This is a genomic window from Pseudoalteromonas sp. OF7H-1, assembly GCF_022347825.1.
Lineage (GTDB): Bacteria > Pseudomonadota > Gammaproteobacteria > Enterobacterales > Alteromonadaceae > Pseudoalteromonas > Pseudoalteromonas maricaloris.
On record NZ_JAKRFX010000006.1, the window covers coordinates 241,722 to 268,135 of the forward strand.

Genomic DNA, 26,414 nt, shown 5'->3' on the forward strand with positions numbered 1-26,414 from the left:
AAGCCTTCGCTTTGGGGCTTTCTAACGACTTTAAGGACAGAATTATGACCACACAAAGACAATCTATGATCATCATAGGTGCCGGCATGGGTGGACTCTCAACCGGTAGCTATGCACAAATGAACGGCTACAAGAGCGTGATCTTAGAACTGCACGATATTCCCGGCGGCTGCTGCACATCGTGGGAACGCAGAGATTATATTTTTGATTGGTGTATTAGCTGGCTACTGGGTAGTGGCACAGGCAACGGCATGAATCAAATCTGGCAAGAGTTAGGTGCGCTGGATGATAAAGAAATTAGAGACTTTGAAATCTTCAATTCAGTTATTGATGAAGAATTAGGAGAAGTACATTTCTACGCAGATCCAGATAAACTCGAAGCCCACCTCTTAAGTATTTCTCCCGCAGACAAGAAACTCATCACACAATTTTGCGATGGCATTCGTGAATTCGTCAAAATGATAGACGCTTATCCCTTTCTGGTGCCAGTTGGCATTATGTCACGCTGGCAAAAGCTAAAGATAATGTGGCCGTTCATCAAAAAATTTAATTTAATCCGCAAATCCATGGCGACATTGATGTCAGACTTTGCCGCTAAGTTTTCACATCCGCTGCTGCAAAAAGCATTTAACGTTATCTTTTATGAGCAACATCCCAGTTTCCCACTATTACCTTTCTACTTTAATTTGGCCTGCGCGGCGAAAAAAAATGCAGGTGTGCCCGAAGGTGGCTCGTTAGGTCTCGCACAATCGATGGAAGCAAGATATAAAAAGTTGGGGGGTGACGTCATATACAACACCCGAGTACACAAAATCTTGGTCGAAGACAACAAAGCCATCGGTGTCGAGCTCAGCGACGGCCAAAAAATGTATGCCGATATCGTGATCTCAGCATGTGACGGTACGGATGTGATAAAAAACATGCTTGATGGCCAGTATTCCAGTCCTGTGTTAGACAAGCTATACGACGAGTTAAGAGAGACAGATGGTCAAATGTTCCCAGGATACGTCTCTGTATTTTTGGGGGTAAACAAAGACTATACCCATCATCCCCATTGCCGCACCCACTTGTTAGACCAACAAGATCTTGTCCACTGCCCTGGTATGACGCACCCGGGGATCAATGTGCAGGTGCGCAATGTACACTACCCGCATATCGCCCCAGAGGGCAAATCCGTGCTTTATATCACTTACTTCTCAACTTATGAGCCATGGGCTGAATTAAATAATTTCCAAGAAACAACGGCGACTAAACGCCATCACACTAGGGTCAAGCGTAGCGTTCAATATCGCCTCGCTAAAAAGACCTTAGGTGAATTTATAATCGATAAGCTCTCCACTCATTTTGAGGGACTAAAAGAGCATATCGAATATATCGACATCGCAACCCCTTTGACCCAAGTTCGCTATACCCGCAACAGCAAAGGAACGGTATTGGCGTGGCAGCCTTTTTTGGAAAGTGGTGAAAGTCTAGAAGACGAAATAAATGCCAACGGGACAACGGGACTACCCGGCCTTAGTAACTTTTATATGGCTGGTCACTGGGTGACAACCGGCGGGTTGATCCGCGCTGCAGCTACAGGCAGACATGTTCTGCACTTTGTATGCCGTGATGATGACAAGCCGTTTCAGGCTTGGATCGGTGAAAACCCACTACACCAACCTCAATCTTATAGCGAACAAAAGCAGCATGTTGCTTAACCAAGAGAATTAAAAGGAAATATTATGAATACTCGTATTGGCCTATTTTATGGCAGCACAACAGGTAACACTGAAGCCGCAGCAGAATTAATAAAAGCACACCTAAACCAGTTTACCATCGATCTCTTTGATATAGCAGACACCGAATTAACCTTAACCGAGAACTATGAATTTTTGATTTTTGGTATTTCAACGTGGGAATACGGTGGTTTACAGGATGATTGGGAATCACGTTGGGAAAGCCTAGCACAACAGGATTTCAGCGGAAAAATCGTGGCTATCTTCGGTCAGGGCGATCAAGTTGGTTATGACGAGTGGTTTCAAGACGGTATCGGTATCTTACACGATAAACTAACCGAACAAGGCGCCACAGCAATTGGTTACTGGCCAAATTCAGGTTATCACTTCACCAAGTCTAAAGGGCTAAATGAAGACGGCAGTGAGTTTCTCGGCTTGTCGCTTGATGATGATAACCAACCAGAACTCACCGAGCAGCGCATCAACGACTGGTGCCAAGAGATTGCAGCCGTGCTTCAAGAACTTACCTGCGAAACAGCTTAAGGCCATCAAGATAACTATTCGGCGATGCTTAGTTGTATTACATGCACGCCGAATATGACAAGGAATAACAATGTCAAAAAATACAAAATCAGTCATTATTATCGGAGCTGGCATGTCAGGTCTAAGCACCGCAGCATACAGCCAGATGAATGGTTACGAAACGACAATATTTGAGCTACATGAAACTCCCGGAGGATGCTGTACTTCTTGGCAGCGAAAGGACTTTACTTTTGATTGGTGCTTGAGTTGGTTAAAAGGTACAGGTCACAAAGATGAGATGTCATTAATTTGGAATGAACTTGGTTGCCTCGATGACGTTTCAATCTACCATATTAAAACATTCAACACCGTAATTTTTCCAGATGGACAAAAAGTTACTTTCCACGCAGATCCCGATAAGCTCGAGTTAAGTTTAATCGAACAATTTCCTGAAGATACCAAGCATATTAAAGAGTTTTGCGGCTATATTAGAAAACTAGCTGGTTGTAGTCCCCACTTTCCATTTCTAAAAAATACTGGACTCATGACATGGTGGGAAAAAGCTAAAATGATGTGGAAGTTGCTTCCCTACATGAAAACATTGATGAACACAATGTCTATCAGTATAGATGACTACTCAAAACGCTTTAATAATCCTATTTTAGCTGAATCTCTTAACTGGATAATTTATGACAGACTTGGGAACTTTCCAGTTATGCCCTTCGCTTTTAATATTGCTAATGCAGCTGATAAAACGATAGGAGTTCCGGATGTCGGCTCATTAGGATTGGCTAAAAAGTTGGCTAGCAGAGTGGAAAAACTAGGTGGAAAAATCCACTATAAAGCGAAAGTCGACCAAATTTTGGTTGAAAACAATAAAGCTATTGGGGTACGACTAAGCAACGGACAAGAACACTTTGCAGATTACGTGATCAGCGCAAGCGATAGTTACAACACAACACAACACTTATTAAAGAGTGCTTACCCTCACCCTGTAATGGATAAAATGTATAGCCAACTGCATAACGATCCAAAGGGCATCATTTTTCCTAGCTTAGTTGCCGTATTTATTGCCGTTAATAAGGATTACACTGATCATGATCCTTATTCAACCTATCTAATAGACGATAAACTGAAATCAGAGTTGATAGGTATTAACCACGGCGGAATAGCTGTACAAGTTAGAAGCACTCTATTACCAAAGCAGGCTCCTGAAGGTAAGTCAGTGCTCTACATTACTTACCTTACTGACAGTCAACCATGGCAAAGTTTAAACGCAAACAGTGTTCAATCCGAACATATCAGTATTGGACGAAATAGTCACACCCGTCGAAGACGCTCTGTAGAATATAAAGTCGCCAAGAAAGACGTTGGCTCCAAGATACTACAATTTCTTTCTCAGCACTTTGAGGAATTAGAGAACAACGTTGAGTTTATAGATGTTGTCACACCGCTTACTTGTGAACGATATACCAAAAACTACAATGGCACAGTATTAGGTTGGGACCCATTCTCTCCTTACTCTGAAGAGTTTGAAAAATACATCAACAGACATGGACCCACTTTACCTCACTTAGATAATTTCTATTTTTCCGGTCACTGGGGAACATCAAATGGTGTAGCTCAGGCCGTGGCTAGCGGCAGACATATAGCCCAATATCTTTGTCTACAAGATAGCAAAAGGTTTCGAGTTACGCCCTTTTTAAGCCATGCCAACACTGCAACGCAACCAAAAGAGAATGAGCAATATGCATAACTTAGCGACAAAAAATAGGGTCACTCAAGCTATGAGTATACTCTGCTACCCAATCATTTTCTTAATAGTTAGTGCAATTAGTTTACTTGCGATTACAGAAAAACTTGAACTTGGTATCACTACTTTTTTCACCGTTTTATTCGTTATTTTTTACTTCGTTGTGATGGAAAGAATAAATCCTTTTCGACATAGCTGGCATCCAAGCAAAAAGGAATGGCAAAGAGATGGACGTTATTTCATTTTAGTGATGATTTATGGCGCGATTGGCGCGGGCATCATTCGCACCATCTCCATTTATTTGGCACCTCAGGAAAATGCACTAACACTGTCACAAAATGTGTTACTAGCAATTCTCGTTAGTTCATTTACGGGATATTGGCTTCATAGATTGCAACACAAGTACCTATCTTTGTGGAGCTTTCATGGTATTCACCATACTCCGAACAAGGTCACAACAAGTAATAATGTTGTTGTACATCTATTTGAAGTAATTATAAGCGCAGTTACTATTCAACTTATCTTTCTACTCTTGGGCTTTTCTGCCGAAAGCGTATTTATTGCCGGTCAATTTACGGTATTGCAAGGGTACTTCATACACGCCAATATCAATGTCAAAATGGGATGGCTAAATCATCTTATTGCAACCCCCGAGTTGCACCGGTTTCACCACAGCACCAACTTACAAGAAGCTGGAAACTACGGCTCTGAACTAAGCATTTGGGATAAAGCCTTTAACAGTTTCCAGTACCACCCCGAGCGCTCACCTCAGGAAATTGGTGTTACTAAACCACATTTGTTCCCTGCCCCTTCAGCCATTGGACTTGGTATTTTGCACCCTTTTAAGTGGTTTATAAGTTCAAAAGGCAAACGTCCAAATTACAGCAATATTGATAAACGCACGGCAAATAGGCCGAAAAAAGTGCCATCAACAACCCATGATATTGGATGATAGTGTGAAAGATTTAACTCAAGGCTCAATTCCAAAACATATCATATCAATGGCCTTGCCACTGGCTATCGGTATGCTTGTCCATACACTTTATATGTTTACCGACCTCTATTTTGTATCTCAGCTAGGTGATGCAGAAACGACGGCTCTCAGCTTAGTTGGCAATGTACTCTTTTTTATTTTTGCGATTAGCCAGATTTTAAACGTTGGAACCGCTACGTTAATTGCGAACTCCGTGGGCAAGAAAAACCAAGCTGAATCAAACTCAATCTTCAATCAAGCGATTTTATTGTCCTGCATATTAGGATTGGTGGTGCTATTTTTTGGGCTATTTGTGATCCAATTTTACCTTCAACATACCACTACAGACTTGGCAGTTCGAGAAGCGGCTATGATTTACACTAAATGGTTTATTCCTTGTCTCGCAATGCAATTTTTATTTATTACTTTGGGAGCAGCGATGCGAGGTATAGGAATAGTTAAACCTATGATGTTTGCTCAGCTCGGATCTCTCCTTCTCAATATCTTGCTATCCCCTTTACTTATAACCGGTTGGGGTTTCATCCCTTCCATGGGGATCTCGGGGGCTGGACTTGCAAGTTCAATTTCCATGATATTAGCTATTGTCGTTACCCTTTTATATTTCAGAAAAGCAGATGGTTATCTAAGAATTGATCTAAAAGCATGGAAAATTGATCGTTCTACCATCAAAAAACTACTCGTTATAGGCGGACCCGTTGGGCTCGAGTTAACGCTAACCTTCTGCTACATTTCGCTGACGTTTTGGGCAATCAAAGATCTCACAACGGATGTCCAAGCAGCACTCAGTATCGGTTCAAAGATAATTCAAGGACTTTCTCTCCCCATGATGGCTGTTGTCTTTTCGCTTCCTGCAGTTGCAGGGCAAAACTTTGGTGCAAATAACTTAGCACGATTTAAATATGCTTTTTTTTGGGTAATGTGCTGTGTTTCAATCATTATGTTGCTCATGTCTGTTATCGCAATAAACTGCGGCTCCCTGCTTGCCACTCCTTTCTCAAATGATGCAAATGTCATCGATCAAACGCAGTACTTTCTGGAGATTGTTGCATTTAACTTCATCGCCACTGGTATCGTTTATAGTTGCTCGGGAATATTTCAGGCTACAGGTAATACTTTCCCCTCTCTTATAAGCAATGCTTCCAGACTATTCACTTTTGTTTTACCTGTTATCTGGCTCGTACTTACACAACGAGTTTCCGTAGAGTTACTATGGCATCTGTCTGTGATAACTGTGCTTATTCAAGCAGCTTTAAGCTTGTATTTAGCTAGAAATCATTTAGGGCTCATTGCTAGCAAAATAAGTGCTACCGATTACTCCGTGAAGGAGGTATCGTGATTACCAATAAAATAGAAGAGCGCATAAACCACCAGCTTTCTACTTCCAAATGGTTTTCCTTACTCAATAAGCCTCACACCATTCGCAAACAACTCATTTGCTTTCCTTTTGCTGGCGCAGATGCAGCTGTTTACCAAAACTGGACAGGAAAACTGCCTGAAGATGTCGCTTTATATGCTCTCCAAGCACCTGGGCGAAAGGAGCGAAGTCATGAAGCTGCCATTGATAATATTCATACCTTGGTCGCAGCAATAGCATCTATTTTGAGCGAAGCAACGCCATTACCCACCATTTTTTACGGTCATAGCAATGGCGCTTATATTGCGTATGAGCTTGCCTTAGCACTTCAACATAGCAGCTGCAATATCGTTAAACACCTGTTTATTGCAGCAAGGAAGGCACCACAATATGCGATAAGAAAATCCCCCTACCATACTCTTGACGATAAGAAGTTCATTGCGGCGGTAAATTTAATGGGCGGTTTACCACCGGCTTTGCTCAATGATATCGAACTGCAACAACTGATGTTGCCAACGTTAAAAGCGGACTTTAAGCTGGGAGAGACCTATCAATACGACTCGGCTTGTAAACTCGACGTGCCTGCAACCGTGTTATATGGTACACGGGATAAAGCAGCTACGGGGACGGATATGCACCATTGGGAAAGTTGCTTTAAACAAGGTATCACGCCTAAAGCGATACCTGGTCGGCACTTTTTTATGCAGGATTCCTCGGCTTTGGTGCTAAAAGAAATTAACGCGGTGTTAGAAACACTGAGCCCCTTATAGTTGGGGCTCTTTAGTTACTTCAATTTGCCTAATGGCTAATCCTTGAATTTCTATGACTTTAAACTTAAAGCCATCAACTTCTAACGACTCTCCTTCGGCAGGAAAATGCTTTAGCCTGTGGATCACAAAACCGGCTAAGGTTTCTATGGCTTCAATCGGTTCAAACTCGTACTCAATCACCGAAGCTTGAAAGTCCTTAATCGACATATCGCCCTGCACTAGCCATCGGGTGTTATCCTTTTGCCGAAATTGGGCTTCTATTGCTTGGTCGTCTTTCAGTGCAATTAAATTCAAGATACTGGATAACGTTACCATCCCAACCACTGTTGAGAATTCATTGATCACCACCGCACAGTTGCTTTCATGACTTTTCAGCCCATCTAGCGCATCGGAAAGGCTTAGAGTATCAAGTAAAATTACCGGCTTATGGAATTCTTGTTGTTGACCATCCAGTAACGGCTTTTTAGCCAAAATATTACTAAGCAGTTGTTTGGCTTCAGGTGCAGCTATCACTTTGTCGAGCGAGCCGTCACACAGCAAATATTGTTGAAAACTGTGCGCTTGAATTAACGTGCTCAGGTTTTCTTCTGATTCTTGAATGTCTAACCACACGATTGCATCGCGATTGATCATCGCTTGGGTAATATTAGTCTGGTTAAGGTCGAGCACATTGCCAATGATATTGTACTCATGCTCGCACAGCTCACCCTGCTCAGCACTTTGATCAACCACCGCATAAATATCATCACGGGTTACCTGTTCGTCACGTTCATTTGGTAAATTGAATAGCTTTATTATCCAATCAGCGAACACGTTAAATAGCCAGATAATAGGCTTAAAAATCCATACACTGGCGAGCATTAGATGGATAAATCGCATCGCGATAGTTTCAGGGATAACCATGGCTATTCGTTTTGGCAATAGATCAGCAAACAATACAAATAACGATGTGATCAGTAAAAACGACACCACAGTGGATATTTGCAATAACATCGAGGCATGTGCCGCAACATCGGCAAACATAAAACTTGCAACCCAGTTTAGTAGTTGCAATACATAAGGGGTAAACACCGACTCGCCTATCATACCCGCGACAATCGCCAAAGCATTGAGTACCACCTGTACCGCAGCAAAAAACTGATGCGCATTGGCCTGCAAATACAATACTTTCTTGGCTCTAACGTCACCAAGATCAAATAAGGTTTGTAATTTAACTTTGCGTGCCGCTGCCAATGATATTTCACACAGCGCGAAAACTGCACTCAAGCTAATGAGTAACAACACCCAAAAAAAGTCCACAGATACACCTAAAAAAGAAAGCGAGAATTCGACGCGATGTATACGCCTATTTTATGACTTTAGCAATGTAATTCGCGTCAAATAATTAAATTTTTGTTGCCAATCTCGTACCGATTATCGTACTGTTCGCGACGAATAAAAAAGTACGTCAAGGAAGGAAAATGACAAAACTGATACACACCCTCAAATTAGCCCTACTCACAATGATATTGTTCTGCTTTTCAACGGCATGTTCAACCTATCATGAGATCACTAAAACCACGTCTTATCAAGATGAAATCTCGACCTTTTTAAAAACTGAAGACGGTAAACATCTCATCTTTGTTGGAAAAGAGCATCATTACATACTGCGGACTGATCCCACCTTAGCCAAGCTACTCGATAGCCCGCTTTTGGCATTTATCTCTCTTGAGAGAAATGACTTTCACATCAGTTCAATGCGAAGCGTAGAAGGAAAGGTTGATATTCTTTTAAGTCCTAATACACCGAACGATATAGAAGCAAAAGCCCAAGACTATGGTTTTAAGTCTGGTCGTGTTTCTGTCAAACTTGTTGGTGATAGATATGATAATCGGGACCTGAACTTTGCTCACTTCAAACAATTTGAGCACCCACTCGTAATCCACTTTAGCGTTGCACAAAGTTTTTCAGAAAAGGCATCAGCAGCGATTACGACACCACTAAGAGATATCGCAGAAGGCGCTATTTTTTTATTAGCTGTCCCTGTCATTGCAATATTATGCATGGGTGAAAAAAGGTGCCTACACTAAACACTTTACGAAGGCTAAATTCAGCCTTCACATTACCTTTTCGCTGAATACCCTAACTAAATCACCAATATCTTTGACAAAGTACAAAAATATAGTGCGATAAAAAACCACTCTGAAAGATATTTCCATGATAATAATTCAGGTCAAGCTCATCGATCTCTGTCGGTGTAATCCCGCAATGTCAGTGATTACATTACTGATTGGACTAAATTCGCTTCACTTGTCCGTGTACTTAACTTTCCTATGTTTAACGAAAGTGATAACCAAAATCACCAACGCCAATAGCTGAAAAAGCCAAAATAGCGGAATAAATCCAAATGGCTCAACGGGCGATATAGCCAGCCTTTACGCCCTCACTTAAAGTAAAGCTGTCCCCCACAGAGCCCACCACCATTTGCTTACGGTTTGACTTCATCAATTCACGCGGCACGTATAGCGAGTTAATACCAGTACAATGTGCACCCATCATATTCTTTAAGCCAAACTGCTGTAATTTACCTGCTGTCCATGCCAAGTGTTTATCATCCGCATTTATTAAATGGAATCCGCCTATCGCCGTCGTAATATCTGCGGGGTGGATCGTTTTTACTATGTGTTCCATCGTGTTGATGATACCCGCGTGCCCGCAACCAGCTATTAATACAAAGCCATCTTTGGTATTTATCACCAGTGACATATCTTCTGGAATGTTATCTTCTATATGCCCGTGCTTACCTTCAAGTTTGCTATTTCCACTCCAATTATGTTCGGGGTGAATGCGCTCAACATTGCCTGTTAACCAAACACCTGAGTAAATTTCTTGCGCCTCACTGTATTGTTTAAAAACCACACCTTGTTTTTCAAGCGCGAGCTTCATCGTGTGCATGCGGTTTTCTTTACCTGCACGTTTTGCGAAAATACCGTGACCAACATGAACGCGAGACATCGCTTTTGCATTCTTTTTACTCAGCTCAGTCCTTAACGTTTCTAGTCCACCGGTGTGGTCGCCATGATTATGACTTAAAATTACATCTTCTACATCAGACAAATCGATTCGCAAGTCTCGCGCATTTTGCAGTACTGTTTGCGGCCGATTACCAGTATCAAAAAGAATTTTTCGGCCGTCCACTTCAACTAGTGCTGCATATCCCCACTCGCCAATGCCACTATCCGCAAGCATGGTCGACAGCGTAGTGATTTTGAGTGCTTTGACTTGGTGAGGAGTTTCATTGGCAGCCGCTGTCGGTGACGTAATGAACCGCCACAAACAAATTAGACACAGAATATGTATACGGTGCATAAGAATTCCTTTTGCGTATTTTATATATAAATATTGCCGAAGCTAACTGGATATTTAATAAAAATCAACCTGTTACCATATTAGTCTAGAGCCAAATTAGTATAAATGGCCACATGAACGGCAGATCAAATTTTAGGAGGAAGCAACCAAAGCACCACTTTGAAAAGTTAACAAGTAAATCTGTTCTCTTAATACACAAAAGTAACTTCGACTTTGGTTTATGTCTGCCTCCTTAGCAAAAAGTGACTTTAGGCGTAATACCTAAAGCGCCTCTCTCGCTTTAAACTCAAGTACTTGGGCATTGATACAATAGCGGTCTTGACCCTTTGGCCCTTCATTTTTAAATACATGGCCTAAATGAATGCCGCTGCTTTTTGAGCGTATTTCGGTTCTTACCATTCCGTGGCTTAAATCTTTGTGATAGGTCACGCTGTCTTTTACTGGGTGAGTAAACGACAGCCACCCAGTGCCTGAGTTAAATCTATCTCGGGTGTCAAAAAGAATCTTGCCGCTTAATTTATCGATAAATACGCCATCTGGTGTGTTTTTAAAGATATCATACTGCTTGCAAAATGGTCTTTCTGTGCCTTTTTGAAAGGCAATGTCAAAAGCTTCTGAACGACCCAGCTTAAAAGCACCGAGTGCCTTATAAAACTCTTCTCTCGCCATAAAACCTTGAAAGCCAAGGGACTCAACACCATTTTCAATAAATAAGATTGTTGGCGTCGCCCAAGTCGCGGTTTTTATCATTAGCCCCTCGAGTTGATCTGCATAGCGAAAATGAAGTGGGATATCACCTTGATAGTCGTTTAACACCTCTTTTTTTAGCTTTTCACAATAAGGGCAATAGCTTTTAGCATCAACAATCACAATATGCTTACCTTGGGCTAGCATAGTGTTATCAGCTTTATCTTTCGCCACCTTTTCAAAGGTCACTCCCGTGCTGTGATCTGGGCAGTATCCCTTAGGGTTCTTGGTTAAGTAGTTTTGATGATACTCTTCCGCTGGATAGAATTTTCTAAGTGGCTTGATCTTGGTTTGAATGTCGCCATAGCCTTGCTCAGATAATAAATGTTGATACTGCGCTTTTAATGTGTGGGCCTTGTCACTTTGCTGCTCATCTGTATATAGAATGATCGAGCGATACTGCGTTCCAACGTCATTACCCTGACGGTTTTTTTGGGTTGGATCATGACTTTCAAAGTAGTACTTTAGCAGCGCATCGGTGGTGATAAGATTTGCGTTGTAAGTTACCTTTACCACTTCCGCATAGTTGTCTTCATCAAAGCGTCGGCTCGATTTAATAATTTCTCTATAACTTGGCTTAAACCCTTTACCGTCGGCATAGCCAGACTCAGCATCTATCACGCCCGTCATTTTCTCGTAGCGTTTTTCGGGACCCCAGAAACAACCGGAGCCTAACACTAACGTTTTAATATGGTTACTAGCACCATCAACTTTAGGCTTGGGCATATCTGTCCCCGCGAGCGCCGATACGCCTACACCTAACATCATGATAAATCCTATCGATGCGGCTACCTGTAATGTTCTCATCACTACCCTCTCAATGCTGTACGTCACAACTAAGTATGATTATCACTTCATACTTATTGAACTTAATATGATTTACTGCGTATTAAATGAGACCGTCTAAGGTTAATTATCATTTCATCTAAAGTCGTTCATGATAGTGAAGTAGTGCTGTCTGCAAAACTGCAAAATAAAGGAATAGGTGTGAGTAAAATAAGTGAGAATCTCTATCAAAAGCTAACCAATGATGACGAAGCGCGTGCCTGTAAGGCAATTGACGATAAGGCGTGTAAAGAAGTTCCCGGTAACTACGTGCTTATTTTATTGAGTCAACTATTTAGTAAATTGGGAGATGCCCTACTCAACCCAAAGATCACGCTACCTTGGCTGATGCAATCACTCGGTGCTCCTGCTTATTTGATATCGGCTCTAGTCCCCATTCGCGAGTCTGGTTCACTGATCCCACAATTGTTTATTGGTCAATGGGTGCGTAAGCATGCTAAACGAAAGCACCTTTGGTCTCTCGGCGCACTCACTCAAGCTATTTGTGTACTGCTTATGGCGCTACTTGCATGGCAACAAACTGAAAATCAATTGTACGCTTGGTTGGTACTTGGATTACTGGCGATTTTTAGCATCGCCCGCAGCTTAAGTTCCGTGTCGTCAAAAGATGTCATCGGTAAAACTATTCCTAAACAAAAGCGCGGCCAGCTTAGCGGCCAAGCCGCCTCTGTCAGTGGACTTATAACCGTTACATTTGGTGTTGGGCTTTTTATCGCTGCCACTCAAGTAAACAATGTCAACTTTGTGATCACACTGGTACTAGCTGCAACCTTTTGGTTGATTGGTGCGCTAACGTTCTCACAAATCAAAGAATATGAAGGCGCCACCGAAGGCGGAGAAAACGGATTAGATAAAATAAAGCAAGATTTCGCGCTGTTAAAAACAGACCCAACACTGAAAAAGTTTATTTTTGCGCGTGGGTTTTTGTTAAGTTCCGCGCTTATTCCGCCCTATTTCACCGTGCTGGCGCAGCAGAGTATCGGCAACGGAGCATGGGTGCTGGCAGCTTTGTTAGCGGTGTCTGGGCTTGCCAGTTTAGTCAGTGGGGCTTTTTGGGGTCGTCTTGCCGACCAATCAAGTAAACGCGTGATGATGTATGGCGCTACAATCACCGTTGCTATCACTGCAATACTACTGGCAACTTCTTTATTTTATTCTTCACTGCTAGAAAGAATCTGGTTCATTCCACTTTGCTATTTTGTTATTGCTATCGCCCATCAAGGCGTGCGCGTGGGCCGCAAAACCTACGTGGTCGATATGGCTGAAGGAAACAAACGCACCAGTTACGTCACGCTCAGTAACACAATTATCGGTATTGTGCTTTTATTAACAAGTGCACTTGGTGTCATTGCCTCGGCATTTTCAATTACAGTGTTACTTGCACTCTACATTATGATCACGATATTAGGCATTGTGCTGACAAGCCGCTTACCTAATGTCACTGAACGGTAAAACCTGTTACTTCACCGACAAATTGTGTCTAAATTTCTCTGATTAAGGTAAAAACGCCGCAATTTTAGTTATCTGAGGATAAGATTATGTCATTGACTACGCGTTTTTCTGCTTTAGCGCTGGCGGTTGCCAGCATGACTTCTGCAAATGCCGCTGACTTTGAGTTCAATACCAAGCTTGCTGACGCTGATGCACTGGTAATTTTTCAAGCTGGTGAAAGCCAAAGTAACCTAAAGTTCCTTGATAAAGACACTCGCAAACAATTGGAGCGCGCAATTGCTGCTGAAGACTTTAAAGGAGCATATGGCAAAACAGTTGAAGTATTAGCGCCAGTAGACTCTGATTATAAGCGTATCTTCATTGTTGGTTTAGGTGAAACAGGCGCACTCAATGCGAGCAAAATGACCAAACTTGGCGGTAACTTACACGCTAAATTTGAAGGTAAAAAGCTGGAGAGTGTTGCAGTTGCTTTCGAAAACGTTGAGGGAGCGCTCTCAAATGCAGAGCTAGCAGCACAATTTGCACACGGTGCAAACCTTCGTGACCACACCTTCGAAGTATACAAAAAAGAGCCAAACACTTTTAACGTAAGCTACCACTTCGACGTTGCAGATAAGCAAGCAACACAGGCCCAGTATAAAGCACTACAACACATTCAAGCTGGCGTATTTTTAGCGCGAGACTTAACCTCTGAAGTCGCAACAGAAATGACCCCGGTTGACTTTGCAAAAGCAGCAAAGGAACTTGAACAATATGGCGTTGAAGTAAAAGTATTAGCACCAGCTGAACTTAAAGAGCTTGGCATGGGCGCACTTGAGGGCGTTGGCCGTGGTAGTGAGCACGGCTCTCGTTTAGTTGTAGCACACTATAAAGGCAACAGCGAGACACCGATTGCTCTGATCGGTAAAGGTATTACGTTTGATTCTGGTGGTTATAGCATCAAAACCGGTGCTTCGATTGCACGCATGAAATCTGACATGGCGGGAGCGGCTGCCGTGCTTGGTACAGTAAAAGCAATGGCGCTAAGCAAAGCAGACGTAAACGTGGTAGCAGTCATGGGTATGGCGGCAAATATGGTGTCTCAGTATTCAATCGCACCGGGTGATGTACTGCGCACCGCAGAAGGCATTAGCGTAGAAGTTGTCAACACAGATGCTGAAGGCCGTTTGGTGCTGTCTGATGCGATGTGGTATGCACGTAAACATTATAGCCCTGAGATCATGATTGACGTTGCGACATTAACTGGCTCTAAAATTGGTGCTGTTGGTAACGAGTATTCTGCAATTTTCTCAGAAGATGATAGCTTAATTACAGAATTTACCAACGCCGGTAAAGTTGTGAACGAAAACGTATGGCGTCTACCGCTTGGCTATAAAGACAAGCTAAAATCAGACATCGCCGATTTCCAAAACGTAGGTTCAGGTGGTCCTGGTGCAACAACTGCTGCGACTTTCCTGCAACAATTTGCTGGTGACACCCGTTGGGTTCATATCGATATTGCCGGTAACGCACTTTCAAGCTCAGCCAAAGACGAAGTACCAACTGGTGGTACAGGCTATGGCGTTCGCCTTCTAAGTCAATGGCTATTAACTGCTAAATAAATCCTCAGATTTTAAGCCGTGTTTAAGCACGGCTTTTTTGTAACTGCAACAAAACGGCAACTGATAGCAATAACTTCGTTTCAATTGCGAGGTGTGTTATAAGAATTATAACGTTTACCAAAGCAACCAACTGTTATTGCCTATGTCCGATGTGAGTTGTTATCTATTAGGTGAGCAAGCAATTGTTGTAAATACAACATGTTTGCCTGATAGCAAAAGTCCAATTAATCAACAATTGTTCGCCCTCAAGAAATGGCTTGATAGTAGCGGTGATTTTATTGATGTGGTGCCTGCCAAGTCTTCTGTTACTGCCTATCTAAAAGACCCCCGTAACGCCGATGCGTGGCAACATAAAATCCAAGCACATTGGCAAGACCTAGAAATAGCAGAGGTAAAGCCAACACACCATCATATTGAGGTGTTTTATGGCAAAGAATTCGGACAGGATTTTGAACGCATAGCGGACGGATTACAACTGACACCAAAACAGCTTATCGAGCTGCACTCAAGCGTTGATTATCAAGTACAATTTATTGGCTTCTTACCCGGTTTTGCTTACTTGTCAGGGTTACCAGCTGCGCTTCAATTACCCAGAAAATCCACACCAACTACCAAAGTCCCCAAGGGCAGCATTGCCATCGCAGACAGCTACAGTGCAATTTACCCGAGTCAATCTCCTGGTGGCTGGCATTTAATTGGACAAACTAACACTACGCTATTTGACCCAAATTCTGCATCAGCAAGCTTGCTGCAACCGGGAGATATCGTGCGTTTTGTGGAGAAATCATGCTAGAAGTTATTAAACCTGGGCCACTTTCAACTATTCAAGACATTGGCCGTCAAGGACTTCGCCACTTAGGAGTAAGTCAAGCAGGTGTCATCGACCCTGTTGCGCTTAAACTTGCAAATACACTCTTGTCAAATGACGATGATAATGCAGCTATTGAAGTGACCATTGGCTTATGCGAGTTTCACTTCCACGCCCCCACTAACTTTGTTATCGCGGGGGCAGATCTCAATGCCGCTTTAAACGATGAAGCGATATACCCTTGCTGGCGCTACAGCGCTAAAGTTGGAGATAAGCTGACATTTAAACAAAATCGCGATGGTTTACGCGCTTATTTGGTGGTCGAAGGTGGATTTACCAACATAGACAAGCTGCTTGGGAGTTATTCAACCGATCTCATGGCAGGCTTTGGGGGAATATGCGGCCGAGCTCTTAAACAAGGGGACAAACTAAGCTACACGCCGAGCACTGCCAAAAGCGCCGTTGGTGGTCTACAGCCCAGTTATGAAAAGCTCATTCACTTTATCCCAGGCCCGCATCTCGAGTTAATTTCCAAACAGACACTGAGTGTATTAAACGACACCATTTGGAAAGTAAATCCCAGCAGTAATCGTATGGGTATTCGCCTAAGTGGCCATAGCAGCCTAGTGCATGCACACAATATTGCAACCCAAGCTGTCCACCCTGGAATCATTCAGCTGCCCCCCAGTGGCGAGCCCATTATCCTATTGAATGACTGCCAAACCACAGGCGGTTATCCAATTATTGGTACCATCATTCAAGCCGATATGCGCCACTTGAGCCAATTGGGCGCGGGTGATTGTATCCATTTAAAATCAACATCCCTTATAGATGCAGCAAAGGAATCTCACCGAGTACAGGCGCATCTCAATCAGCTAAGGTTAGCGCTTAAAAATAAAGAACAACAAAATGACTGAGCTAAATCTCCTTCCCCTTTCGGGCATTGCCGTGATTGTTATTGGCTTTGCTCTGAGGTTTAATCCCTTATTGGTTGTCACCTCGGCAGGTCTAGTTACTGGTTTTGCCGTTGGAATAGACTTTGTCGACTTAATTGCCACCTTTGGCGAAAAGTTTATGAACTCTCGCCAGCTTGCGAGCTTTTTACTTATCTTACCCGTGATTGCAATTTTAGAGCGTTACGGTTTACAGCAACGCGCTAAAGCTTGGGTTGCGGGCATAAAAGGGGCGACCACTTCTCGAATTTTAAGTATGTATTTTGTGGTCCGTGAGTGCTCCGCTGCGCTGGGGTTAATCAATTTAGCGGGCCAAGCGCAAACCGTTAGACCACTGCTTGCTCCGATGGCGATCGGCGCTGCGGCAAACCAATACGGCGACCTGCCACAAGATGTAAAAGACATGATAGGCGCACATGCTGCCGCCTGCGATAACATTGCCGTGTTCTTTGGCGAGGATATTTTTATCGCCTTTGGTGCTGTACTACTGATGGATGCATTTCTAAAAGAAAACGGCATTGCCGGGATTGAACCGCTACATATCGGACTTTGGGCAATACCAACTGCAATTGCCGCGCTCATTGTTCATCTCTTCCGTTTAGCGCGATTTGAAGCAAAAATCCGGGCAGAAATTGCGCGCTGTCAGCAGCAACAAAGCGAAGAAGAGCAAACACCTAGCAACACAAATTCAGCGCTTAAGGAGGAGTCATTATGAGCTTAATGAACACTTCTGACGCGCAATCTAGCCTACTTTCAATTGACAACATCTATTTATTGATTGGTTTTATCGTGATGTTTCTGGTGGTAAAAACGCTACAAGATAAGGCCCATCCTAAGCGTTTCACGACGGCACTATTTTGGTTTTTATTTGGCACTGTTTTTATCTTTGGCGATGCTTCTATCGCATTGATTGGTGAGCGAAATACATATTTATGGATTGGCATCAACGTGGTGATCATCGCACTGCTTGCAGGTATGAATATGGTTTCCATGGGAAATTACGAAATGCCGTGCGAACGAGCCAAAACAGAAGACGCAAATCGGTTTGGTAATAAATTGTTTGTTCCTGCTGTACTTATTCCAATAGTTACCGTGATCTGTACTATCATCTTAAGTGAGATCCAGCTCGGCGACTTTTATCTATTCGATCAAGATCACGTGACGCTTTCAGCACTGACACTCGCTTGCACCATCGCATTGCTGGTGAGCTGGAAAATAACCAAAGGCAGTCCACTACAAGCACTTTCTGAGTCTCGTCGCTTGGTCGACTCAATAGGCTGGGCAGCGATATTGCCACAGATGCTTGCAATGCTTGGCGGCGTATTTATCGTCGCTAACACAGGCACTGCAATCCAAGACTTAGTGACATTATTTATTTCGCCAGATAACCGTTTTATGCTCGTTGTACTGTACTGTGTGGGCATGGCACTCTTTACCATGATAATGGGCAATGCTTTTGCCGCATTTCCGGTAATGACGGCGGGTATTGCGCTACCATTTTTGATCCAGGGGCATGGCGCTGATCCTGCGCCGCTCGTCGCAATTGGCATGTATTCGGGTTATTGTGGAACACTGATGACACCGATGGCCGCTAATTTCAACATAGTGCCAGCGGCACTGTTAGATTTAAAAGATAAATACCAAGTCATTAAAGTGCAAATACCAACCGCTATAACGTTATTGGTGATTAATATTTTTCTTATGTACGGAGTCGTTTTTTAATGTCCAGTTACAGTAAACCTTGTGTCCTCGTTACTGGGTTCACCCCATTTGGTGGTGAGTCCATCAACCCTTCATGGCAATTAGCTCAGCTATTAGAAGGTGAAACCATTGAAGGCCACCTGATCCACACAAAAGAGTTACCTTGTGAATTTGACAAAAGTATTGAGTCTTTAACACAAGCGATAGATAAGTATCACCCAAGCATCGTGATCTGTTTAGGCCAAGCTGGTGGACGCTGTGATATCTCCATCGAACGTATCGCGATTAACGTTAACGATGCCAGAATAGCCGACAACGCAGGAAACCAGCCGATAGATACACCAGTCGTTACACACGGACCCGATGCTTACTTTGCCTCTTTACCAATAAAAAGTATGCTAAGTAGTGCGCTTCAAGCGGGAGTTCCTGCAAGTATCTCTAATACTGCGGGCACTTACGTGTGCAACCATGTGATGTATGGATTACTGCACTATCTTAGTACACATGACTTAGCGTGCCGTGGTGGCTTTGTACATATCCCATACTTGCCCTCCCAAGCGGCGCACCACTCTGGTGCACCCAGTATGGACATTGACACCCTAGTTAAAGGAATAAAAATCCTATTAACCAGTGCCATTACACAAAAGCAAGATATTAAGCTTGTCGCTGGAACGACACACTAATAAAAAATGCCCCACAATGGTGCAAGTTTGCACCATTGCACATCACAAAAAATTCACATTTTCTCTATTTCATTGTGTGACTTATCAAATTATTTTTGGTAGAACTTAAACTATCTCATGGTAGCTATGCTTCCGTGAGCAATAATAATTTGTTGATATTATCAACACATCAATAGGAATGAGGAAATATGTGTTCAATTTTCGGCGTACTTGACATCAAGACCGATCCCCTTGCACTTCGCGAGCAAGCGATCGAAATGTCAAAAAAACTAAGACACCGAGGCCCCGACTGGTCAGGGGTCTATTCAAGTGAAAAAGCCATTTTAGTTCATGAGCGTTTAGCTATTGTTGGCGTTTCTAGCGGCGCACAACCATTATTTAACCCTGAAGAAACACATATTTTGGCGGTAAATGGTGAAATTTATAATCATAAAGAGCTTGCAAAAGCACTGACCGTTCCATTTGAATTTCAAACAGAGTCAGACTGTGAAGTGATCTTGGCGCTATACAAGCAAAAAGGCCCTGAGTTTTTAGATGATCTCAATGGAATTTTTGCATTTTGTTTGTACGATGAAACGGAAGATGCCTTTTTAATTGGTCGTGATCATATCGGTATCATTCCACTTTACACTGGCCGTGATCAAAGCGGTAACCTCTATGTCGCCAGCGAAATGAAGGCGCTCACACCTATTTGTACACAAATTGAAGAGTTTCCTCCCGGCCATTATTGGTATTCAAAAGAAGGTGGTCCAAGAGAGTATTACCAACGCGACTGGCAAGCATTTAGTGCAGTAAAGGACAATGAGGCCAGCCCCGAAGCGGTTAAAAATGGGCTAGAAGCCGCAGTAAAACGCCAATTGATGTGCGATGTGCCATATGGCGTGTTGTTGTCTGGTGGTCTCGACTCTTCTGTGATTTCCGCTATCACACAAAAGTTTGCAGCAAAGCGTATCGAAGATGATGATGCTTCCGATGCTTGGTGGCCAAAACTTCACTCATTTTCCATTGGCTTGGAAGGTTCACCCGATCTCGCTGCAGCACAAAAGGTAGCAGATAAAATCGGCACAGTTCACCATCCCATTCACTTTACCGTACAACAAGGGATTGATGCCCTTAAAGAAGTGGTCTATCACCTAGAGACCTACGATGTCACAACCATTCGCGCTTCTACTCCTATGTACCTCATGGCACGCTACATTAAAGCAATGGGCATTAAAATGGTGCTATCGGGTGAAGGGGCCGATGAACTATTTGGCGGCTATTTGTATTTCCACAAAGCACCAAATGCTGAGGAGTTTCACAACGAGCTAAACCGAAAGGTCTCGAAACTGCATATGTTTGATTGCTTACGTGCAAATAAGTCGATGGCAGCTTGGGGGGTTGAAGCACGTGTGCCCTTCTTAGATAAAGAATTTGTCGATATTGCCATGCGTACTAACCCGGACTACAAAATGTGTAAAGATGGCCGTATCGAAAAACACATTATCCGTGAGGCGTTTGATGGCTATTTACCCGATGACGTCTTGTGGCGCCAAAAAGAGCAATTTTCTGATGGCGTAGGCTATAGCTGGATCGATTCACTAAAAGAGTATGTTAGTCAGCAAGTGAGCGACTCGGATCTTGAAAACGCCCACTACCGCTATCCAATCAATACACCGGATAGCAAAGAAGCCTATTATTATCGCACCATTTTTGAGTCGCATTTCCCAGGAGAAGCGGCAGCTAAGTGTGTTCCTCACGGCAAGTCTGTGGCGTGTTCAACGCCCGAAGCGCTTGCTTGGGACGAGTCTTTCCAGCGCAATGCCGATCCATCAGGTCGCGCAGCGAGCTCACACAACGAAGCATATAATCAAAAATAAGAAAGTAAAAAAAGGGACGCTCGTCCCTTTTTTAAAATTATCAGTTCTTGCGTTAAATAAAACGCTTGATGATAAAGTCGACTTTCACACGCTTGGCCTGACCAAGGAGTTTTTTCACCGGTGCTGGATAATCCGCTAGTGTCTCGAGATCATCGTGGCTTTCGATGCGACGGCAATGTTTTAAGATCTCTTGCTTTTCTAACTCAATTTGAGGCAACAATACTTTGTCGGGATCTTCTATTAGAATGCCATTTTCAATATCTAACCCCCACGCCCTTGGGTTGAGGTTATGACCACTCATTAAATGCGTATCGCCATCTTTGCTCACTCCCTTCAAGTGAAACGAGTTATTGCCATCTTGCCACAGATACACATCCAGCAATCCGGCAGTTATGAAGCGGCGTTGCGACTTGATAAATTTATACAAAATGGTTTCGTACAAATAAGGAAGCGCACCAATTCGGCTAAATGGCTGCTCTGGACTGATATAGAAATCATTTGCCGTTTTATCCCCCACCACTATTGTCACCTTTTTACCTGTTTTCAGTAAACGACGTAGCGAGCGCAGTAGAGGAGCCGGAAAATTGAAGTAAGGAGTGTAAAGTACTAACTCTTGTTCTGTGGTATCGAAAAGCGCCTTAATAAGACGGTTTAGCTTATTAGTTCTACGACCAAAACCTAAAAATGGACGAACCGTTAGACCTTCTCGACTGTTCGCCTTTGAAATATCATAGCTGGCCTTTTTCAACTGTTTCATCAGCTGTTTTTGCTCAGTACGAATGTCGAGTAAAGTAGGTAATGGGCGGATGTCGAGTCTAGGTACTGCGTCAGACGCTATCAGCACATGATCGGTAAAGTGGCAAAAGCTATCCGCGAGCTGTGCTTGTTTAATCACAAAATAGCGGTCTAGGCGGTATTTTTCATCTTGATGCAAATAGACATTATTTAAACTAGCACCGCTATAAAGCAGGATGTCGTCAATAACAAAGCCTTTTAAATGCAACACGCCAAAAAGCTCTTTTGCTTTTACCGGCACACCATACACTTCAACTTGAGTGCCCAGCTGCTCTTTTAAATCACAATATAGCTTGGCATTGCCTTCTGACTTTTCAGCACCAATGAGGCCACGTTGCGCACGGTGAAAATCAACCAACACTTTTACCGTTAAGTCTGGATTTTGCTGTGCAGCCTCGTGCAATGCGTGCAATATCTCGCGACCCGCCTCATCATCTTGAAGATAAAGTGCGGTGATATAAATACGCGTTTTTGCCTGTGAGATCAGTTGTAAAAGCGTCTGATGATATTGCTTAGCATCAGTTAACACCTCACAATCTTGTGCACTTAACCCAAAGCCTGGGGTATTCTGCCAAAATGCCATATGTACCTTTTCAATTAGGCTATCAACTCTTGATAGCAAAACAAAATTCTCTAAAACATATCAAAAAAAAAACCTGAGGTCATGAAATACTGCTGTTTTTTGCTAGTCCAGAACAAGATTGCTCAATCTGTAGTCGATTTAAAACAAAACAGTACAAATTTTTTGACAACTTGCCAATTTATACCAAATCGGATTACGGTTTTTTATTTACTTCCCTATTGAATTACATAGAATCGAACAAACTTTTGCTTAATAGCATTTTTTAGAATTTAGTTAGGAAAATTACATGAGCGATGCAAAACACTGCAAACTGTTGATTTTAGGTTCGGGTCCTGCGGGTTACACTGCCGCGGTATACGCAGCACGGGCAAATTTAAACCCAGTATTAATCACAGGTATGCAGCAAGGTGGTCAGCTGACTACAACAACTGAAGTCGAGAACTGGCCTGGTGATGCACATGGTTTAACGGGTCCAGCACTTATGGACCGTATGAAAGAGCATGCAGAGCGCTTTGAAACTGAAATCATTTTCGATCACATCAACAAAGTTGACGTGACGAAGCGCCCTTTCACACTTACTGGCGATCAAGGTACTTATACTTGTGATGCGTTAATCATCGCAACAGGCGCATCTGCTAAATACCTTGGTCTTGAATCTGAAACAGCGTTTCAAGGCCGTGGTGTATCTGCTTGCGCGACTTGTGATGGATTTTTCTATCGTGGTCAAAAGGTTGCGGTTGTTGGCGGTGGTAATACCGCGGTTGAAGAAGCACTTTATCTATCAAACATCGCTGAAGAAGTACATGTTATTCACCGCCGCGATTCTTTCCGCAGTGAGAAAATTCTTGCCGATCGCCTAATGGATAAAGCAGCGAACGGTAATGTTGTGTTACACCTAAATCGCACACTTGATGAGGTGCTAGGTGATGATATGGGTGTTACTGGTATTCGTATCAAAGATACTGATTCCGAAGCGACAGAGCAACTTGATCTTGCTGGTGTTTTCATCGCGATTGGTCACAAACCAAACACAGATATGTTTGAGGGCCAGCTAGAGATGAAAGATGGTTATTTGGTCGTGCAGTCGGGCCTAAATGGTAACGCAACACAGACCAGTGTTGAAGGTGTATTTGCAGCAGGTGATGTGTCTGACCACATTTATCGTCAAGCAATTACTTCTGCAGGTACAGGCTGTATGGCAGCACTAGACGCAGAGCGCTTCTTAGATAGCCAAAAATAATAGATAAATGGGTCGGTCTAGACTGACCCTCTTCCCTCCTTGCCTTAATTTGCTATATTGAAATAAATAACAATCTTGTAGTTTGTTCAATGATCCAACAACTGTTCCACCTCGCTTGCGATGACTTTCGTTTTCCACCAAATCACTATGCCTTGTCTGAACCAGATGGACTGCTTGCTATTGGTGGTTGTTTACAAGTAAAACGTCTGAAAAACGCTTATGCCAATGGGATCTTTCCTTGGTTCAATGAAGGTGAACCAATCATGTGGTGGAGCCCGAGCGAACGTGGGATTTTGGAGCTTCAAGATTTTCATTGTGGTAAAACACTAAGAAAAGCGCAACGTAAACTCAGTCCAACCGTCACTATCAATACCGCCTTTTCACAAGTGATTGAAGCTTGTAGAAATCAACGAATGGCCGCTGAAGGAACTTGGATCACAAATGCGATGTTGGCTGCGTATCAGCAAGCGCACATTCAGGGGTTAGCACATAGTGTGGAGATATGGGATCAAGGTAACCTAGTTGGCGGGCTATATGGCATCATGCAGTCTGGTGTATTTTGTGGTGAATCTATGTTCCACACCTTACCTAATACGTCCAAAATGGCGATGTGGGCACTGGTAAATTGGCTCAAAGCCCATCAGGCACATTTTATTGATTGCCAACTTGAAAATCCTTATTTAACAAGTTTGGGATTAAAAGTTGTACCAAGGAGCGAGTTTTTGACTAGACTTAAATTGGCGGATCGATTTGAGATCCCATCATCAATGTGGCAGCCTCAGGAGTTGAAAGCTATCTATGAATGAACACTTTCCTTCTAAAATCGGACTGAGCCAACAATTTAGTTGTAGTTATTTACCTGAGCAGAAGGAACAGTTACTGGTTATTCTAGACCCAAATTGTTACAGCCCAGATAGATTTGAACAATTGTTAGCATTAGGGTTTCGCCGCAGTGGAGACCAGATTTATCGTCCACACTGTCCCGCATGCTCAGCTTGTCAATCAGTAAGAGTATTAACTCAAGAATTTAAACCGAGTAAATCTCAAAAACGCAAACGCAATAAATTAAAGCAAGATTATCAGCTAATTATTAGCCACCAGGAGCGTCCTGAATACTATCCGCTATACGAAAAATATATCAGCCTACGTCACAGCGATGGCTCTATGTACCCACCTAACCGTCTCCAGTACGAAAGCTTCTTATTTTGTCGTTGGATGAACATCGTCTTTATCGAGCTATGGCACAAAGATAAGTTAATTGCAGTAGCCGTCACTGATTCAATGCCTTATTCATTGTCTGCTATTTATACCTTTTTCGATCCTGAGTATGAATCACTAAGTATCGGCACTATCATGATCATGGCTCAGCTCGAACAGGCAGCGAAACAGAATAAACCGTATTTGTACTTGGGTTATCAAATCGACGACTGCAAGAAAATGCGTTACAAAACCCAATTTGTTCCAGCACAAAAGCTAGTTAAAGATATTTGGCAAGATATTGATCCGGATGTCTCACAACCTTGTGCTTAATACCTAGCTTTCCTGCATACGTTTGCTCAAATGCAGGAATACACCTCCTTTTACACCACAACTATCCTATAGCATGGACAAAAAACATGCGTTACTAGCAGACTTTCCTATGCTAGAATAGCGCCCTTGCCTATCAACAAGGCTCCAGATTTTGAGATGCGTTAGGAATAGAAGCAAAAAACTTTGGTAAAACTGGCTGAATAAACGACCAAATTAACAAAAAATCAGCTTGTAACTTTACTTATTCCCCGCTTTTGGGCAAAATCTGCATCGTTTAATTTAACCAAGAGGTGATACGCTACACATGGCGAAAGAAGACGTAATTGAAATGCAAGGCACGGTCCTTGACACGCTACCAAACACAATGTTCCGTGTTGAACTAGAAAATGGTCACGTGGTTGTTGCACATATTTCTGGAAAAATGCGCAAAAACTACATCCGTATTTTGACTGGTGACAAAGTTACTGTTGAAATGACGCCTTACGACCTATCAAAGGGACGTATTGTCTTCCGTGCTCGTTAATCTGCGTGTGTAGATTTATACTAAGTTGATGCCGTAAACTCGTTGATACCCAAGCGACTTCAACATACTGATGTTACTTAGGTATACCAAGTTCATTCAAGCAATTAGTATACACGAACGACTAACACTGAGTTTAAAAGACGGTAATGCCGCATCAAACTGAGTGATAACAAAAAGCCCAGCTATTCTGGGCTTTTTGTCGTGTGAAACTTTTTATTCTAACCCCAACGTTCAAAGGGATCATCATCGTCTTCCGTGCTCGTTAATCTGCGTGTGTAGATTTATACTAAGTTGATGCCGTAAACTCGTTGATACCCAAGCGACTTCAACATATAGATGTTACTTAGGTATACCAAGTTCATTCAAGCAATTAGTATACACGAACGACTAGCACTGAGTTTGAGAGACGATAATGCCGCATCAAACTGAGTGATAACAAAAAGCCCAGCTATTCTGGGCTTTTTGTCGTGTGAAACTTTTTATTCTAACCCCAACGTTCAAAGGGAGCATCATCGTCTTCCGTGCTCGTTAATCTGCGTGTGTAGATTTATACTAAGTTGATGCCGTAAACTCGTTGATACCCAAGCGACTTCAACATATAGATGTTACTTAGGTATACCAAGTTCATTCAAGC

Annotated in this window: 23 protein-coding genes; 19 read left to right on the plus strand and 4 right to left on the minus strand. The window is 42.8% G+C overall.

Annotated elements, in window-relative coordinates:
- Window positions 1–44: 44 nt before the first annotated feature.
- The 6 genes from MHN30_RS10035 (at window position 45) to MHN30_RS10060 (ending at window position 7,111) form a co-directional block, all read left to right on the plus strand.
- On the plus strand, window positions 45–1,700 hold the full coding sequence (locus MHN30_RS10035) for an NAD(P)/FAD-dependent oxidoreductase (protein ID WP_239359443.1): 1,656 nt from the start codon (window positions 45–47) through the stop codon (window positions 1,698–1,700).
- A 24-nt stretch (window positions 1,701–1,724) separates the two neighbouring features.
- Window positions 1,725–2,261, plus strand: coding sequence for a flavodoxin FldB (gene fldB, locus MHN30_RS10040; protein ID WP_130164191.1), 537 nt, complete (start codon window positions 1,725–1,727; stop codon window positions 2,259–2,261).
- A 70-nt stretch (window positions 2,262–2,331) separates the two neighbouring features.
- On the plus strand, window positions 2,332–3,996 hold the full coding sequence (locus MHN30_RS10045; RefSeq protein ID WP_130164192.1) for an NAD(P)/FAD-dependent oxidoreductase: 1,665 nt from the start codon (window positions 2,332–2,334) through the stop codon (window positions 3,994–3,996).
- Window positions 3,997–4,027: 31 nt separating this feature from the next.
- Entirely contained in the window at window positions 4,028–4,945 is a 918-nt protein-coding gene (locus tag MHN30_RS10050) for a sterol desaturase family protein (protein ID WP_239359445.1), read from the plus strand.
- A gap of 4 nt (window positions 4,946–4,949) precedes the next feature.
- Window positions 4,950–6,323 (plus strand): MATE family efflux transporter, encoded by a 1,374-nt coding sequence (locus MHN30_RS10055; RefSeq protein ID WP_239359447.1) that lies wholly within the window; start codon window positions 4,950–4,952, stop codon window positions 6,321–6,323.
- Window positions 6,320–7,111: a thioesterase domain-containing protein gene (locus MHN30_RS10060; RefSeq protein ID WP_239359449.1), complete on the plus strand. Its 792-nt coding sequence runs from the start codon at window positions 6,320–6,322 to the stop codon at window positions 7,109–7,111. Before MHN30_RS10055 ends, MHN30_RS10060 begins: the two co-directional genes overlap by 4 nt.
- On the opposite strand, the gene MHN30_RS10065 is transcribed toward MHN30_RS10060, so the two are convergent.
- A complete protein-coding gene (locus MHN30_RS10065) occupies window positions 7,106–8,410 on the minus strand; it encodes a hemolysin family protein (RefSeq protein WP_010372478.1) in 1,305 nt (434 codons plus the stop codon). The genes MHN30_RS10060 and MHN30_RS10065 overlap by 6 nt on opposite strands.
- A 161-nt stretch (window positions 8,411–8,571) precedes the next feature.
- Between MHN30_RS10065 and MHN30_RS10070 the strand changes: the two genes are divergently transcribed.
- Complete coding sequence (locus MHN30_RS10070; RefSeq protein ID WP_130164196.1) at window positions 8,572–9,180, plus strand: hypothetical protein; 609 nt, start codon at window positions 8,572–8,574, stop codon at window positions 9,178–9,180.
- A 322-nt stretch (window positions 9,181–9,502) separates the two neighbouring features.
- Here MHN30_RS10070 and MHN30_RS10075 read toward each other — a convergent pair whose 3' ends face one another.
- The gene (locus tag MHN30_RS10075) at window positions 9,503–10,459 is read right to left on the minus strand and encodes an MBL fold metallo-hydrolase (protein ID WP_239359451.1); all 957 of its coding nucleotides are present in this window, start codon (window positions 10,457–10,459) and stop codon (window positions 9,503–9,505) included.
- A 261-nt stretch (window positions 10,460–10,720) separates the two neighbouring features.
- Entirely contained in the window at window positions 10,721–11,974 is a 1,254-nt protein-coding gene (gene msrA / locus MHN30_RS10080) for a peptide-methionine (S)-S-oxide reductase MsrA (RefSeq protein WP_039497723.1), read from the minus strand.
- A gap of 219 nt (window positions 11,975–12,193) precedes the next feature.
- On the opposite strand from msrA, the gene MHN30_RS10085 reads away from it, so the two are divergent.
- The 8 genes from MHN30_RS10085 to asnB all read left to right on the plus strand — a co-directional run bounded on the left by MHN30_RS10085 (window position 12,194) and on the right by asnB (window position 21,109).
- A complete protein-coding gene (locus MHN30_RS10085; RefSeq protein WP_130164199.1) occupies window positions 12,194–13,504 on the plus strand; it encodes an MFS transporter in 1,311 nt (436 codons plus the stop codon).
- 86 nt (window positions 13,505–13,590) lie between these two features.
- Window positions 13,591–15,105 (plus strand): leucyl aminopeptidase, encoded by a 1,515-nt coding sequence (locus MHN30_RS10090; protein ID WP_239359453.1) that lies wholly within the window; start codon window positions 13,591–13,593, stop codon window positions 15,103–15,105.
- A 142-nt stretch (window positions 15,106–15,247) separates the two neighbouring features.
- Window positions 15,248–15,898 carry a 5-oxoprolinase subunit PxpB gene (gene pxpB, locus MHN30_RS10095; RefSeq protein ID WP_130164201.1) on the plus strand — a complete coding sequence of 217 codons (651 nt, stop codon included), beginning with the start codon at window positions 15,248–15,250 and terminating at the stop codon, window positions 15,896–15,898.
- Window positions 15,892–16,830 (plus strand): biotin-dependent carboxyltransferase family protein, encoded by a 939-nt coding sequence (locus MHN30_RS10100; protein ID WP_239359455.1) that lies wholly within the window; start codon window positions 15,892–15,894, stop codon window positions 16,828–16,830. The genes pxpB and MHN30_RS10100 overlap by 7 nt, the downstream gene beginning before the upstream one ends.
- The gene (locus tag MHN30_RS10105) at window positions 16,823–17,581 is read left to right on the plus strand and encodes a DUF969 domain-containing protein (RefSeq protein ID WP_010372454.1); all 759 of its coding nucleotides are present in this window, start codon (window positions 16,823–16,825) and stop codon (window positions 17,579–17,581) included. The genes MHN30_RS10100 and MHN30_RS10105 overlap by 8 nt, the downstream gene beginning before the upstream one ends.
- Window positions 17,578–18,588 carry a DUF979 domain-containing protein gene (locus tag MHN30_RS10110; protein WP_045988082.1) on the plus strand — a complete coding sequence of 337 codons (1,011 nt, stop codon included), beginning with the start codon at window positions 17,578–17,580 and terminating at the stop codon, window positions 18,586–18,588. The genes MHN30_RS10105 and MHN30_RS10110 overlap by 4 nt, the downstream gene beginning before the upstream one ends.
- Window positions 18,588–19,250 carry a pyroglutamyl-peptidase I gene (gene pcp, locus MHN30_RS10115; RefSeq protein WP_130164203.1) on the plus strand — a complete coding sequence of 221 codons (663 nt, stop codon included), beginning with the start codon at window positions 18,588–18,590 and terminating at the stop codon, window positions 19,248–19,250. The genes MHN30_RS10110 and pcp overlap by 1 nt, the downstream gene beginning before the upstream one ends.
- 188 nt (window positions 19,251–19,438) lie before the next feature.
- Window positions 19,439–21,109 (plus strand): asparagine synthase B, encoded by a 1,671-nt coding sequence (asnB, locus tag MHN30_RS10120; protein ID WP_130164204.1) that lies wholly within the window; start codon window positions 19,439–19,441, stop codon window positions 21,107–21,109.
- A 52-nt stretch (window positions 21,110–21,161) separates the two neighbouring features.
- On the opposite strand, the gene pssA is transcribed toward asnB, so the two are convergent.
- Window positions 21,162–22,487 (minus strand): CDP-diacylglycerol--serine O-phosphatidyltransferase, encoded by a 1,326-nt coding sequence (gene pssA, locus MHN30_RS10125; RefSeq protein ID WP_045988084.1) that lies wholly within the window; start codon window positions 22,485–22,487, stop codon window positions 21,162–21,164.
- Between the two features lie 286 nt (window positions 22,488–22,773).
- On the opposite strand from pssA, the gene trxB reads away from it, so the two are divergent.
- From trxB to infA, 4 genes are all read left to right on the plus strand, one after another.
- On the plus strand, window positions 22,774–23,727 hold the full coding sequence (gene trxB, locus MHN30_RS10130) for a thioredoxin-disulfide reductase (protein ID WP_017217521.1): 954 nt from the start codon (window positions 22,774–22,776) through the stop codon (window positions 23,725–23,727).
- Between the two features lie 89 nt (window positions 23,728–23,816).
- On the plus strand, window positions 23,817–24,533 hold the full coding sequence (aat, locus tag MHN30_RS10135) for a leucyl/phenylalanyl-tRNA--protein transferase (protein ID WP_130164205.1): 717 nt from the start codon (window positions 23,817–23,819) through the stop codon (window positions 24,531–24,533).
- Window positions 24,526–25,257: an arginyltransferase gene (locus tag MHN30_RS10140; RefSeq protein ID WP_130126462.1), complete on the plus strand. Its 732-nt coding sequence runs from the start codon at window positions 24,526–24,528 to the stop codon at window positions 25,255–25,257. Before aat ends, MHN30_RS10140 begins: the two co-directional genes overlap by 8 nt.
- Window positions 25,258–25,561: 304 nt before the next feature.
- Window positions 25,562–25,780: a translation initiation factor IF-1 gene (gene infA / locus MHN30_RS10145; protein WP_002962494.1), complete on the plus strand. Its 219-nt coding sequence runs from the start codon at window positions 25,562–25,564 to the stop codon at window positions 25,778–25,780.
- Window positions 25,781–26,414 lie beyond the last annotated feature (634 nt).

What these genes read in the sequence shown, in the direction of transcription:
- MHN30_RS10105 (WP_010372454.1), top strand. Translation starts at nt 16,823, where the DNA reads ATGACTGAGCTAAATCTCCTTCCCCTTTCGGGCATTGCCGTGATTGTT.
- MHN30_RS10075 (WP_239359451.1), bottom strand. Translation starts at nt 10,459, where the DNA reads ATGCACCGTATACATATTCTGTGTCTAATTTGTTTGTGGCGGTTCATT.
- infA (WP_002962494.1), top strand. Translation starts at nt 25,562, where the DNA reads ATGGCGAAAGAAGACGTAATTGAAATGCAAGGCACGGTCCTTGACACG.
- MHN30_RS10045 (WP_130164192.1), top strand. Translation starts at nt 2,332, where the DNA reads ATGTCAAAAAATACAAAATCAGTCATTATTATCGGAGCTGGCATGTCA.
- MHN30_RS10070 (WP_130164196.1), top strand. Translation starts at nt 8,572, where the DNA reads ATGACAAAACTGATACACACCCTCAAATTAGCCCTACTCACAATGATA.
- aat (WP_130164205.1), top strand. Translation starts at nt 23,817, where the DNA reads ATGATCCAACAACTGTTCCACCTCGCTTGCGATGACTTTCGTTTTCCA.
- pcp (WP_130164203.1), top strand. Translation starts at nt 18,588, where the DNA reads ATGTCCAGTTACAGTAAACCTTGTGTCCTCGTTACTGGGTTCACCCCA.
- pssA (WP_045988084.1), bottom strand. Translation starts at nt 22,487, where the DNA reads ATGGCATTTTGGCAGAATACCCCAGGCTTTGGGTTAAGTGCACAAGAT.
- MHN30_RS10035 (WP_239359443.1), top strand. Translation starts at nt 45, where the DNA reads ATGACCACACAAAGACAATCTATGATCATCATAGGTGCCGGCATGGGT.
- msrA (WP_039497723.1), bottom strand. Translation starts at nt 11,974, where the DNA reads ATGATGTTAGGTGTAGGCGTATCGGCGCTCGCGGGGACAGATATGCCC.
- MHN30_RS10100 (WP_239359455.1), top strand. Translation starts at nt 15,892, where the DNA reads ATGCTAGAAGTTATTAAACCTGGGCCACTTTCAACTATTCAAGACATT.
- asnB (WP_130164204.1), top strand. Translation starts at nt 19,439, where the DNA reads ATGTGTTCAATTTTCGGCGTACTTGACATCAAGACCGATCCCCTTGCA.
- pxpB (WP_130164201.1), top strand. Translation starts at nt 15,248, where the DNA reads ATGTCCGATGTGAGTTGTTATCTATTAGGTGAGCAAGCAATTGTTGTA.
- MHN30_RS10140 (WP_130126462.1), top strand. Translation starts at nt 24,526, where the DNA reads ATGAATGAACACTTTCCTTCTAAAATCGGACTGAGCCAACAATTTAGT.
- MHN30_RS10110 (WP_045988082.1), top strand. Translation starts at nt 17,578, where the DNA reads ATGAGCTTAATGAACACTTCTGACGCGCAATCTAGCCTACTTTCAATT.
- fldB (WP_130164191.1), top strand. Translation starts at nt 1,725, where the DNA reads ATGAATACTCGTATTGGCCTATTTTATGGCAGCACAACAGGTAACACT.
- trxB (WP_017217521.1), top strand. Translation starts at nt 22,774, where the DNA reads ATGAGCGATGCAAAACACTGCAAACTGTTGATTTTAGGTTCGGGTCCT.
- MHN30_RS10050 (WP_239359445.1), top strand. Translation starts at nt 4,028, where the DNA reads ATGAGTATACTCTGCTACCCAATCATTTTCTTAATAGTTAGTGCAATT.
- MHN30_RS10090 (WP_239359453.1), top strand. Translation starts at nt 13,591, where the DNA reads ATGTCATTGACTACGCGTTTTTCTGCTTTAGCGCTGGCGGTTGCCAGC.